General features: G+C 34.0%; 11 protein-coding genes, 8 tRNA genes and 1 rRNA gene. All 20 read right to left on the reverse strand.

The window, feature by feature from the left end; all coding sequences use genetic code 11:
• Positions 1-68: 68 nt before the first annotated feature.
• Positions 69-144, reverse strand: a tRNA-Ala gene (locus tag CD116_RS06260).
• A gap of 22 nt (positions 145-166) precedes the next feature.
• A tRNA-Pro gene (locus CD116_RS06265) sits at positions 167-240 on the reverse strand.
• 19 nt (positions 241-259) lie between these two features.
• Positions 260-336, reverse strand: a tRNA-Arg gene (locus CD116_RS06270).
• Positions 337-341: 5 nt separating this feature from the next.
• Positions 342-430 (reverse strand) — tRNA-Leu (locus tag CD116_RS06275).
• Positions 431-437: 7 nt separating this feature from the next.
• A tRNA-Gly gene (locus CD116_RS06280) sits at positions 438-512 on the reverse strand.
• 32 nt (positions 513-544) lie between these two features.
• Positions 545-617, reverse strand: a tRNA-Lys gene (locus tag CD116_RS06285).
• Positions 618-623: 6 nt separating this feature from the next.
• A tRNA-Thr gene (locus CD116_RS06290) sits at positions 624-699 on the reverse strand.
• Between the two features lie 16 nt (positions 700-715).
• A tRNA-Val gene (locus CD116_RS06295) sits at positions 716-791 on the reverse strand.
• A 12-nt stretch (positions 792-803) separates the two neighbouring features.
• Positions 804-918: ribosomal RNA gene (rrf, locus tag CD116_RS06300) — 5S ribosomal RNA — on the reverse strand.
• A 556-nt stretch (positions 919-1474) separates the two neighbouring features.
• Positions 1475-2962, reverse strand: coding sequence for a lysine--tRNA ligase (lysS, locus tag CD116_RS06305; RefSeq protein ID WP_001288202.1), 1488 nt, complete (start codon positions 2960-2962; stop codon positions 1475-1477).
• Positions 2963-3014: 52 nt separating this feature from the next.
• Entirely contained in the window at positions 3015-3107 is a 93-nt protein-coding gene (locus CD116_RS06310) for a hypothetical protein (RefSeq protein WP_001790128.1), read from the reverse strand.
• 393 nt (positions 3108-3500) lie between these two features.
• Positions 3501-3977: a 2-amino-4-hydroxy-6-hydroxymethyldihydropteridine diphosphokinase gene (gene folK, locus CD116_RS06315; RefSeq protein WP_047551692.1), complete on the reverse strand. Its 477-nt coding sequence runs from the start codon at positions 3975-3977 to the stop codon at positions 3501-3503.
• Positions 3974-4339: a dihydroneopterin aldolase gene (folB, locus tag CD116_RS06320; RefSeq protein WP_047551689.1), complete on the reverse strand. Its 366-nt coding sequence runs from the start codon at positions 4337-4339 to the stop codon at positions 3974-3976. The genes folK and folB overlap by 4 nt, the downstream gene beginning before the upstream one ends.
• The gene (gene folP / locus CD116_RS06325; RefSeq protein ID WP_047531628.1) at positions 4317-5120 is read right to left on the reverse strand and encodes a dihydropteroate synthase; all 804 of its coding nucleotides are present in this window, start codon (positions 5118-5120) and stop codon (positions 4317-4319) included. The genes folB and folP overlap by 23 nt, the downstream gene beginning before the upstream one ends.
• A 245-nt stretch (positions 5121-5365) precedes the next feature.
• Entirely contained in the window at positions 5366-6298 is a 933-nt protein-coding gene (cysK, locus tag CD116_RS06330) for a cysteine synthase A (RefSeq protein WP_047531631.1), read from the reverse strand.
• A 178-nt stretch (positions 6299-6476) separates the two neighbouring features.
• Positions 6477-7358: an Hsp33 family molecular chaperone HslO gene (hslO, locus tag CD116_RS06335; RefSeq protein ID WP_047551686.1), complete on the reverse strand. Its 882-nt coding sequence runs from the start codon at positions 7356-7358 to the stop codon at positions 6477-6479.
• A 241-nt stretch (positions 7359-7599) separates the two neighbouring features.
• Entirely contained in the window at positions 7600-9693 is a 2094-nt protein-coding gene (gene ftsH / locus CD116_RS06340; RefSeq protein ID WP_047551683.1) for an ATP-dependent zinc metalloprotease FtsH, read from the reverse strand.
• A 258-nt stretch (positions 9694-9951) separates the two neighbouring features.
• The gene (gene hpt / locus CD116_RS06345) at positions 9952-10491 is read right to left on the reverse strand and encodes a hypoxanthine phosphoribosyltransferase (RefSeq protein ID WP_047428430.1); all 540 of its coding nucleotides are present in this window, start codon (positions 10489-10491) and stop codon (positions 9952-9954) included.
• Positions 10492-10495: 4 nt separating this feature from the next.
• Positions 10496-11791 (reverse strand): tRNA lysidine(34) synthetase TilS, encoded by a 1296-nt coding sequence (gene tilS / locus CD116_RS06350; RefSeq protein ID WP_047551680.1) that lies wholly within the window; start codon positions 11789-11791, stop codon positions 10496-10498.
• Positions 11792-11969: 178 nt separating this feature from the next.
• A complete protein-coding gene (locus tag CD116_RS06355) occupies positions 11970-12371 on the reverse strand; it encodes a S1 domain-containing RNA-binding protein (RefSeq protein ID WP_000021446.1) in 402 nt (133 codons plus the stop codon).
• Between the last annotated feature and the right edge of the window lie 70 nt (positions 12372-12441).

Genomic DNA, 12441 nt, shown 5'->3' on the forward strand with positions numbered 1-12441 from the left:
GTTACGTTTTTGGAATTAACGTTGACATATTGTCATTCAGTTTTCAATGTTCATCGTGTAAAAATAAATGGTGGAGACTAGCGGGATCGAACCGCTGACCTCCTGCGTGCAAAGCAGGCGCTCTCCCAGCTGAGCTAAGCCCCCATAAAATGGAATTAAGAAGTAATCGGGAAGACAGGATTCGAACCTGCGACCCCTTGGTCCCAAACCAAGTGCTCTACCAAGCTGAGCTACTTCCCGTTATTCAAATGATTAAAAATGGCGCGCCCGATAGGAGTCGAACCCATAACCTCTTGATCCGTAGTCAAACGCTCTATCCAATTGAGCTACGGGCGCTAAAATGGTGCCGAGGACCGGAATCGAACCGGTACGGTGATCTCTCACCGCAGGATTTTAAGTCCTGTGCGTCTGCCAGTTCCGCCACCCCGGCAAAATAATGGAGCAGAAGACGGGATTCGAACCCGCGACCCCAACCTTGGCAAGGTTGTATTCTACCGCTGAACTACTTCTGCATTATTTGCTGAATATAAAAATTAAATCGTAATGAGCCATAGAGGATTCGAACCTCTGACCCTCTGATTAAAAGTCAGATGCTCTACCAGCTGAGCTAATGGCTCAAAAGATGGTGCCGGCCAGAGGACTTGAACCCCCAACCTACTGATTACAAGTCAGTTGCTCTACCAATTGAGCTAGGCCGGCAATATGTAAGAATAAATGGTGGAGAATGACGGGTTCGAACCGCCGACCCTCTGCTTGTAAGGCAGATGCTCTCCCAGCTGAGCTAATTCTCCGATTTATCATTTGCCTGGCAACGTTCTACTCTAGCGGAACGTAAGTTCGACTACCATCGACGCTAAGGAGCTTAACTTCTGTGTTCGGCATGGGAACAGGTGTGACCTCCTTGCTATAGTCACCAGACAAAATAACTTACTTATTTATGATACACGCTTAATTAATAAGGTGCAATAGTTAATTTTACACTTTGTTGTGAACTTTGTCACATCAGCTTTTAGTGTATTCGTCTGTTTTTGACGACTTTTATATATTACTTCATTCAATTAATAAAGTCAACACTTTTAATCAACTTTTTCGTTCTTCATAACTTACATTTCTCGTGCTCTCTAATTCATAACACTTTTAGTATTCTATCATACACATATGTACAAAACCATATACATTCTATACAATTTTAAAGTACTTTTATAGCTGATTAAGATAAATTATACTAATATAGCAATTTTTGTCACAAGATATCTCAATGTCTATCGTTAACATTTCTCATCAGAACGACTCTATATACGTATCGTCATTTTCATCTATCAGCTAACTACCTTGTTTAACATTCAAAAATAGCACCATTATCGTTAACTATTACTATAAAAAACATTCAAACACGAACTAATTACCATAATTAAGAAAACCCTCGCATACACATGTTGTATACACGAGAGCTCTTACTAACAATCAACGTCATTTATTTTTGTCTCATATAAGGGAATAATAATACGTCTCTGATTGATGGAGAGTCAGTTAATAACATAACTAATCTGTCAATACCGATACCAAGACCACCTGTCGGAGGCATACCATATTCTAATGCTTCAATATAATCCTCGTCCATTTCATGTGCTTCATCATTACCTTGAGCTTTTTCAACAAGTTGCGCTTCAAAACGACCTTTTTGATCAATAGGATCATTTAATTCAGTAAATGCATTTGCATGCTCTCTACCTACAATGAACAATTCGAAACGATCAGTAAATCTAGGATCTTCAGGATTTTTCTTCGCTAAAGGTGAAATTTCAGTCGGATGACCATAGATAAACGTTGGCTGAATAAGTGTTTCTTCAACTTTTTGCTCAAAGAATTCATTTAAAATATGACCATATTTCATTGTATCTTTAATTTCAATACCATGTTCTTTAGCTAAAGCTTTAGCTTCTTCATCACTTTTAACTTCATAAAAATCTACACCAGTAGCTTCTTTTACAGCATCAACAATATGCAAACGAGTCCAAGCAGATTCTAAATCAATCGTTTCCCCATTGTATTGTACTTTTGCAGAACCTAATACTTCATTGGCAATATGTCTCACCATAGATTCTGTTAAATCCATAATGTCATGATAATCTGCATATGCTTCATATAATTCAATCATTGTGAATTCAGGGTTATGTCTAGTTGATACACCTTCATTACGGAATACTCTACCAATTTCATATACTTTTTCAAGTCCACCGACAATTAAACGTTTCAAATGCAACTCAATAGCAATACGCATGTATAACGTTGCATCTAATGCATTATGATGTGTTACAAATGGTCTAGCAGCTGCGCCACCAGCAATTTGGTGCATCATAGGTGTTTCTACTTCCAAGAAACCTTTATTATTTAAATAATTACGCATTTCTTGAATGATTTTACTACGATTAATAAATGTACGAGTGCTATCTTCGTTCGTAATTAAATCTAAATATCTTTGACGATATCTCTGTTCAATATCCTGTAAACCGTGGAATTTATCCGGTAATGGTCGCAATGATTTAGTTAGTAGCGTGAATTTCTTCGCTTTAACCGATAATTCGCCAGTGTTTGTTTTGAACATTACACCTTCAACACCAACGATATCGCCTAAATCAGCATTTTTCCATAAATCAAATTCGTCATCGCCAACTTGATCTTTACGAACGTAAATTTGAATTTGTCCAGCTAAATCCTGAACGTGAGCAAATCCTGCTTTACCTTTACCACGCTTAGTCATTAATCGTCCAGCTATAGCGACATGACTATCCGCTTCTTTTTCTACCAATTCTTCTTTAGAATACTGGTCCCACTCTTCTTTCAAATCACTAGATAAACCTGAACGGTCAAATTTAGAACCAAACGGATCTATACCAAGATCATATAATTCTTGTAATTTTTGACGTCGAACCAACATTTGGTCATTCATTTCTTCTGACATAACTTTCTCTCCTTTAACTTGTTGTAATCCTTAAGTATTCCAACTGGTACACTCAAACATTTTCCTTTAAAGTTTTATAAAATATCAGACATTTTTGCTCAACATACATCTCTTTCGATGTTTCTAATACTTTATCATTAACCATTACACCTTAAAGTTATGATGTTGCATGTTTTCTTATATTCATAACATCAATTTTATCACTTTTTTAATTTTACAAGAGGTTGTAAATGTAATAAAGTAATTTCTGTTTTCGTTTATGAATTACTTATTCATTTAAAATACGATTATCATTAATACAACCCTATGTAAATGTATAAAAATTATCTTCCACAAACTTCAACAAAAGCCCGAATAAATTACAGCAATTTATCAAATATTGCTTACTTTGATTTTATGAAATAACTTAATTCTAACACATACTAAATCATCATATACTAATTCGAAATCAAATGCATTTAGAGATAATCAAAATGCGGAAACATCTCCAATAATCAATCATCTATTCCTAATAAATATGAATGTTCTCAACAATACATTATTTATATCTCTTTACACTGTCATCGACAAAAACTAAATCTTTCACTTTCAATTTCGAACGTGGTTCTATGACATTTGCTGCTATATCATTTAATGGGATTAAAACAAATGCACGTTCATTCATTCTCGGATGTGGCACCGACAGTTTTGGCAAATTTATCATTTCTTCTCCATACAACAAAATATCCACATCTAAAGTTCTAGGACCCCATCGTTCCTTTCTAACACGGTGTAAACATTCTTCTGTCTTCAAACAACATTCCAACAGTTGTAATACCGTGAGTGTTGTTTGAATTTCAACACACAAATTTAAAAAGTTAGGTTGTTCAGTATACCCAATTGGTGCTGTTTCATAAATCGGAGAAATATTAGATACGTTAATACCATCATATTCATTCAAAATCTTTATAGCATCGTTTAACTGGCTTTCTCTATCACCAATATTACTACCTAATCCTAAGTATGCTTGAATCATTTATTCTCCCTCACTATTTCGATACCTACTCCATCATAATGACCCGGAATCGGTGGGTTTTCTTTAGTGATTTTCACTTTCGTTTCCATTACAAGATTATATTGTGAATTTATTCGTTTTGCAATACGTTCAGCCAGGTGCTCAAGTAAATTTACTGGTTCACCTTCCATGATTAATTTAACATCTTCAAAAACTTCACCATAATGAACTGTATCAACAACATTGTCAGTTCGTCCTGCTTCAGCCAAATCCACTTTCAATGTTACATCTACTTTAAAAATTTGTCCGATTTCATTTTCAGCTGATAAAGCACCATGATATCCATAAAAACGCATTCCTTTAAGAAAGATTTTGTCTTCCATTTTCATTCTCCTTTAAAAAATCTATACCTTTAGCTAGTTTCGCGTTTAGCCCAACATTATGTACGCGTACAGCTTTAACGCCTTTCATAATACCATATGCTGTCGTTGCAGCAGTCACTTCATCTCTTTCAACTGGCGTTGTATCATAATCCATCATCTCTTTTGTGAATCGTTTTCGACTTGTTGCCAATAAAATAGGATACTCCGTAGCTACAAGCTCATCAAGTCTTGCCATTACTTCCGCTTCTTCACTTCTAGTCTTAGCAAACCCAATTCCTGGATCAAGCCATATTTTTTCCTCATGAATTCCTGCAAGCTTAGCTTGATGCGCCTGGGCCAGTAAAGAAGTAAGCATTTCTTCAATAACTGGTTCATCGCGCTCACCATTACCATTATGCATTAAAACTATTTCTGCATCATATTTAGCAACAACTTGAAACATTCGGTTATCGTAGAGCCCTGCCCATTGATCATTAATCATATCTACTCCTAACTTCAAGCATGCCTCAGCCACTTCACTTCTAAATGTATCAACTGAAACTTTCACATTAAAATTAACAATAGCCTCAACGACTGGTAAAACTCTATTCAACTCTTCTTCCAAAGTAATCATTTCATGTCCTGGTCGTGTCGAAACACCACCAACATCTATGATATCAACACCTTCATCCATCATGCATTTTACCCTGTTTATTGCAGATTCAACATTGTTAAATTTGCCACCATCTGAAAATGAATCAGGTGTAACATTTAATATGCCCATAATTTCTGTTTTAGTCATCTTAATCATCCTTTAATTATGTATGTAATTTAACTGTACGGTTAAAATTATATATTCTAACTTATACTGTTTAATATGTACGTCTATTATATTAACATTCACTAAGTAGTATTTTCAGAAAAATATTTCAATAGACATGTATCTGTTTAAATTCATCAAATAAATACTCGAATTAAGCCTCCATAAAAAAGTAAAAAAGAGCAAGCAACCCTCAAAGGATGGCTCACTCATATAATTAATACTAATTAGTCCTCGAAAGAATATAAAGGTGTTGATAAGTAACGTTCACCATTACTTGGCAATACAGTTACCACCGTTTTTCCTTTACCTAACTCTTTCGCTTTTTGAATAGCGGCATAAATCGCAGCACCAGATGAAATACCTGCTAAAATACCTTCTTCTTTAGCAACACGGCGAGACATTTCCATCGCTGTGTCATTATCTACTTTAATAATACTATCATATATTTCTGTATTTAAAGTACCCGGAATAAATCCAGCACCTAAACCTTGTAATTTATGCGGACCAGGCTCACCACCACTTAAAACTGGAGATGCTTCAGGCTCAATAGCAACAATTTCAATATTAGGGTATTCTTTTTTAAGAACTTTACCAACACCAGATAACGTACCACCAGTACCTACACCAGCTAAGAACGCATCGATATTTTTACCTTCAAATTGTTGTAATAACTCAGGACCTGTAGTCAACTCATGTACTTCAGGATTTGCTGGGTTTTCAAATTGTTGCGGTTCAAAATAACCATGTTCCTCTTTTAATTCTTTAGCTTTTTTAATTGCACCTTTCATCGCTTCTGATCCAGGTGTTAAAACTAATTCTGCACCATATGCTTTTAATAAATTACGGCGCTCTTGACTCATTGTTTCAGGCATTGTAAATACTGCTTTATATCCTTTAGCAGCACATACAAACGCTAAACCGATACCTGTATTACCACTTGTTGGTTCTACAATTGTATCGCCAGGTTTGATTTTGCCTTCTCGTTCTGCTTTTTCAATCATTGCTAACGCAATTCTATCTTTAACAGAACCACCTGGATTTTGATATTCCAATTTTACATAAACGTCTGCTGCATTTTCATCTACTACATTTCTCAATTTAACTACTGGTGTACCACCAATAATTTGAGTAATATTATCTACTGGTTTTTGTGCCATTAAAACCACTCCTTTTTAGTTAGTTGTCGAAATCTTAGTTTATTTATCGGATATAAAATTATTTTATCAAATAAAATCTAGAAAGCAAACAAAAATACTAAGAATTTTACAACTATTTAGTTCTACATTTCACTAAACCGCTAAAAATAAACATTTTAGCGTATTGTTTTAAATTAAATTACGCTAAACTTTCTAGCAAATCGTTCAACTCTTGTTCAGAATATTTATATTTATTGCCACAGAAATGACATACTGCTTCTGCGCCATGATCTTCTTTAATCATATTTTGAATTTCTGCTTCGCCTAATCCTTTTATAGCATTTAAAAATTTCTCATGACTACAGTTACATTCAAATTGAACTGGCATTTTTTCTAAAATTTGTACATGTTCTTCACCTAAAATTTCATTTAATAGTCCTTCAGGTGTTAACCCTTGCTCAATTAATTTAGACACTGGTGTCATTTCACTAATGGCTTTTTCTAGCTTCGAAATAGTTTCTTCTTTTGCACCAGGCATTACTTGAATAATAAAACCACCTGCTGCTTTAATCGTATTATCAGGATTTACTAGTACACCAAGTCCTACTGATGAAGGCGTTTGTTCACTTGTAGCATAATAATAAGTAAAGTCTTCTCCTAGTTCACCTGAAACAATCGGACTCGCTCCAGAGAAGTAATCTTTCATACCAACGTCTTTTACAACCATAATAGATCCATTTGTACCAACTGCTCGTCTAACATCAAGTTTACCTTGCTCATTTAATGGAAAATGCGTTTGTGGGTGATCTACATATGCGCGCACTTCACCTTTCGCATTAGCATCAGCAATTATACGTCCAATAGGTCCTTGACCATCTACCGTGACTGTTAATTTTTGATTGCCTTTTAACATGGCTCCCATCATTGCTGTTGCTGTCATTGCTCGTCCCATTGCAGCAGATGCTGTTGGCCAAGTATAATGTCTCGTTTGTGCTTCTTGAACTGTTTCAGTTGTCAAAGCTGCATATGCCCTAATTTCCCCATCAAATGCTAACGCTTTAACAATATAATCATGTGTCATTATTTCAATCTCCTCTATTACTCTATATTTTAAAAATTATTTTACTTCATAAAATGCAACAATTGTATATATTCTACACCCATCATTCTAAATAATGAAGTAACTTGTTTGATAGTTACTTCACCGTGCAACAGTTTTATCGCTTACTATAAAACTGACAAACAACTTTTTCCCTATTTAAAATCTAAAAAGTACCTCTTCCTATCACATAATCATAGAAAGAGGTACTGAATATTATTAATTATTTATTGTCTGGGTGATTTGGATCATAAGGTTTTTCGATATTAGGCGCTTGTTGATGTGCTGGCTCATCATTTTCATGAGATTTATCAGCTTCTTTTCTATCTTCACCAATATCTTTTTCTTCTTTACGATCTTCTTTCTCTTCACGTCGACCTTCTTCTAATTGCTCTTTACGAATATCTTCATAAGATTTACCAAATTTACCATCATTAAATTCAGAATCCTCATCTTTAACAACTTTAGCTGCATCATAATCTATTTCAGGTAATTTACCTTCATAGAATAATGATTGAATTTGTTCAGCAACTAATGTTTCTTCTGTTAATAATGTTTCAGCAATTAAAATCAATTGTTCTTTGTGCTCTAATAAAATTTGTTTACAACGTTCGTATTGTTCTTTTACGATTCGTTGAACTTCTTTATCTATTTCATAAGCAATTTGACTTGAATAATTAGGTTCACCTTGCATGTCTTTACCTAAGAAAACCTGTCCATTGCTATGACCAAATTGCAATGGTCCTAGTTTTTTACTCATACCGTATTGTGTAACCATTGATCTTGCTATTTGCGTAGCACGCTCAAAGTCATTTGAAGCACCAGTTGACACTTCATTAAAGTTGATATCTTCTGATACTCGTCCACCAAGCAGACCACAAATTTTATCTAATAACTCTTGTTCAGTCATTAAGAATCGATCTTGTTTCGGTAACATCATAGCATAACCGCCAGCTTGACCACGTGGTACGATAGTAACTTTGTGGACTACTTCTGCTTCATCCAACACCATACCAATAATTGTATGGCCAGCTTCATGATGTGCAACGATATTACGTTCTTTCTTAGAAATAACACGAGATTTCTTAGCCGGTCCAGCGATAACTCTATCCGTTGCTTCCTCGATATCTCTCATGTCAATTTTCTTCTTACCTTCACGTACTGCAATTAATGATGCTTCATTTAATAAGTTTTCTAAATCAGCACCAGAGAATCCCGGTGTACGTTGTGAAATAGCTTTTAAATCTACAGTTTCATCAAGTGGCTTGTTCTTAGCATGTACATGAAGAATTGCTTCACGACCTTTTACATCTGGACGGCCAACTTGAATTTGTCTATCAAAACGACCTGGACGTAATAACGCTGGGTCTAGAATATCTGGACGGTTTGTAGCAGCTATCATAATGATACCTTCATTTTCACCAAAGCCATCCATTTCAACTAATAATTGGTTTAATGTTTGTTCGCGTTCGTCATGACCGCCACCTACACCAGCGCCACGTTGACGACCAACAGCATCAATCTCATCGATGAAAATGATACAAGGTGCATTTTTCTTAGCATTATCAAACAAGTCACGTACACGACTCGCACCGACACCGACAAACATCTCAACAAAGTCTGAACCACTAATTGAGAAGAATGGGGCACCTGCTTCACCAGCAACCGCTCTTGCTAGTAATGTTTTACCTGTACCTGGAGGGCCAACAAGTAAGACACCTTTAGGTATTCTTGAACCCATTTCTTTAAACTTCTTATTGTCTTTCAAGAAATCTACAATTTCAATTAACTCTTGCTTTTCTTCATCAGCACCCGCTACATCAGAGAAGCGAACTCGACGTTTATTATTATCATACATTTTCGCTTTGGATTTACCAAAGTTCATCATACGACCGCCACTACCGCCACCTTGTGCTTGGCTTAGGAAGAAAATAAATAATAACGCGATGACAACAACTGGAATTAATGTTGATAGTATACTTACAAAGACACTTTGTTTTTCTTCTTCTTTAATCGTTAATTTTACACCGCTTTGCTTCTTAGCAGCATCTGTAATTTTTTGTAATTCTTTTTCATTGTTATATAAAATAGTAGATGAATAATCTTCATCATTTTTCGTCTTACCACTTACCATATACACATTTTGTTGTGGTTGGATTTCTAATGTTTTAAGGTCACCCTTTTCCAACTTCTCAGTAAACTGATTATATGTAAGCTGTTTCGGCATATTTCCATTACCGTTTAAATATGAAAATAGACCAAAAATAATAACGCCTATTATTACGATAACTAGCACATTGCGAAAAGCTTTTTGCATGCGTCATTTCCTCCTACTTCCCATAATAAAACTAACAAGAATTGTAACACATTACATATTTTGTAAGCTAGTATTTGAGCTTACTGTCAATAACATTCACATCTTTTGTCAATTTTATCAATTTCTATATTTTTCCAACTTTGTAAGACATATGTCTTGTTTAAAATTAAATATATATGAAATACATTTTTCATATTTTTGAGTCTACACTATTCTTACTCAAAGGCATAGTAATAATAACTGAAATTGATTAAAAATTTAATTTGAATATACTTCAGGTTTTAACGTACCAATATATGGTAAGTTTCTATATAACTCGCGATAGTCTAAACCGTATCCAACAACAAATTCATCTGGAATTTTTTTACCGACATACTTTGCTTCAATATCAGCTTTACGACGATTCGGCTTATCTAATAATGTAACTATTTCTAATGAGTTAACTTTTCTAGATTGCAATAATTCAGTAATAGACTTAAGTGTCGTACCAGTCTCTAAAATATCTTCAATGATTAACACATCTTTATTTTCAATAGAAGAACCAAGGTCTTTAATAATTTGTACTTCACCAGTTGATTCAGTACCACCGTGATAACTTGAAACATCCATGAAGTCAATTGATAAATGTGTATCGATACGTTTAATTAAATCTGACATAAACATTGCTGAACCTTTTAAAATCCCAACACATACTAATGGCTTATCTTTGTAATCATTTGTTAATTGAGCTCCCAATTCTTTACAGATATTTTGGATATCTTCTTCAGTCAACAATACTTCCTTTAAATCATTATGCATAACTCTATTCATCTCCATTTTTACTAATTATAATCCATTGCTCTAATTGTTGTTGTTGATATAAATCTCCTACCGCAATAATGCGTTGCTGTTTATCCAATATAACTGGAATTTGATCACGAAACCATTTAGGTACTTTCTGATCTATAAACAAGCGATTAACTTTCTTATAACCATCACGCCCATTAAGTTTAAATGTATCACCACTTTTTCTTGTCCTTACTGTAAGTGGAAATAAACTTTTTGGTAAATTAGAATGTATCTCTAATAGATACTTGTCAAAAATATAATTACCTGGCTTATCAATAATTTGAACTCTAAAATATGTATCGCCATTATTTTTAGCCATTATTATTAATTTACCATATGCAATTTGAATTATCCATTTTTCTGTAAGATTAATGCTGAATTGCGCTTTCTTACTTTTAAATTGCTGAAACCAATCATTATACGTTCTGTCACTGATATTAAATAACTTAAAATGTTCAGATAAAACTCGATCAAATATAATCATTTTTAAATGATCTGGTAAATCATTAAAAGCTTGTCTCGGCATTTCTATATTAATTAACTTTTCGTCAAACTTCACAAACTCTGTAATAAATTGTGTTGCTTTACATTGTAAAATATCATATTGCTCATCATGCCAATGTTTTAATTTTAGTAAATGTAAAACTTTAAGTTGCTCATTTTCATCAATAGCTGGAATAATTCTATTTCGAATGTCATTTCTAACATATTTATTATCTTGATTAGATACATCTTCATAAAATGGTATCTTGTTCTCAATCTGGAATTGTTGAATTTCATTTTTAGAAACAGCTAATAATGGACGATAAATATAATAACCTTCCCGTTTAGAAAGTTCATCTATACCCAATCTATTACGCGTTGATTTTCCACTAAAAACACGGTACATGATTGTTTCAAGTTGATCGTCTAGGTGATGTGCTGTTAACAAGACATCCGCTTCTAAAGCCAACATCATCTCATCAAACCACTGATAACGTTTAATTCGAGCTTCATTTTGTATACTTTTATTTCTATCTAAACTATGGGATAAATCTAATTTCTTAATATGTAAATCTATGTGATGTTGTTTACAATATGCTGTTAAAAATTGACCTTCTTCTTCTGATGCTAACCTAACACCATGATTAACATGCAAACAAGTCAACCGTCTATAGCTATCTTTGTATTCATTTAGGAGTTGATACAATAAGCACATACTATCAATTCCTGTTGAAACAGCAACTACAAGATGGTCATCTCTATGCCAACCACTACTATTCAACTGCATACCCACACCTCATTCTTTACAATTTTCAAATGCTCGAACTTCTATTTATATCATAACAAATAAAAAGAGACTGCTCCTTATTTAAGAAACAGTCTTAGATGTCCTTCATACGCAATCACTGTCATGATGCGTAGATTCTAAATTTATTCCTTATCGAAACAGTCTTTATTTATTTTAATTAACGTCTAGAACCTTTGCCACCGCGTCTAGATTCTGTTTGACGTTTGATTGAAGTTAATTTGTCTTCACTATCTTTTAAGAAATTGCTTAATTTCTTTTCAAAATCTTCGGCTTTTTGTACTGGTTTATGGTGACTTGGTTTGCTCGTATGTTGTCTACGTGGACGATCTTTCGCTTTTTTAATTGAAAGACTAATTTTGCCATCATCAGCAATTGATAATACTTTTACGTCGACTTCATCACCTACAGTTAAGTGCTCTTCTACGTTTTCAACATAATTATCTGCGACTTCACTAATGTGAACTAAACCACTTTTTCCTTCAGGTAATTCTACGAATGCACCAAATTTTTTGATACCAGTGACTTTACCTTTAAGCTTATTTCCAACTTCGATTGACATATGTTAAATAAATCCTCCCGATTTGATTCGATTTTCCCTTATTATATCCTTGTTTGAGTTTTTTCACAAT

The sequence above is a fragment of the Staphylococcus schweitzeri genome, from assembly GCF_002902405.1.
Lineage (GTDB): Bacteria > Bacillota > Bacilli > Staphylococcales > Staphylococcaceae > Staphylococcus > Staphylococcus schweitzeri.

Excerpts from the sequence above, each read along its gene's own strand:
- hpt (WP_047428430.1), bottom strand. The coding sequence starts at position 10,491 with ATGCATAATGATTTAAAGGAAGTATTGTTGACTGAAGAAGATATCCAA.
- hslO (WP_047551686.1), bottom strand. The coding sequence starts at position 7,358 with ATGACACATGATTATATTGTTAAAGCGTTAGCATTTGATGGGGAAATT.
- ftsH (WP_047551683.1), bottom strand. The coding sequence starts at position 9,693 with ATGCAAAAAGCTTTTCGCAATGTGCTAGTTATCGTAATAATAGGCGTT.
- CD116_RS06310 (WP_001790128.1), bottom strand. The coding sequence starts at position 3,107 with ATGGTTAATGATAAAGTATTAGAAACATCGAAAGAGATGTATGTTGAG.
- CD116_RS06355 (WP_000021446.1), bottom strand. The coding sequence starts at position 12,371 with ATGTCAATCGAAGTTGGAAATAAGCTTAAAGGTAAAGTCACTGGTATC.
- tilS (WP_047551680.1), bottom strand. The coding sequence starts at position 11,791 with ATGCAGTTGAATAGTAGTGGTTGGCATAGAGATGACCATCTTGTAGTT.
- folB (WP_047551689.1), bottom strand. The coding sequence starts at position 4,339 with ATGGAAGACAAAATCTTTCTTAAAGGAATGCGTTTTTATGGATATCAT.
- folP (WP_047531628.1), bottom strand. The coding sequence starts at position 5,120 with ATGACTAAAACAGAAATTATGGGCATATTAAATGTTACACCTGATTCA.
- cysK (WP_047531631.1), bottom strand. The coding sequence starts at position 6,298 with ATGGCACAAAAACCAGTAGATAATATTACTCAAATTATTGGTGGTACA.
- lysS (WP_001288202.1), bottom strand. The coding sequence starts at position 2,962 with ATGTCAGAAGAAATGAATGACCAAATGTTGGTTCGACGTCAAAAATTA.
- folK (WP_047551692.1), bottom strand. The coding sequence starts at position 3,977 with ATGATTCAAGCATACTTAGGATTAGGTAGTAATATTGGTGATAGAGAA.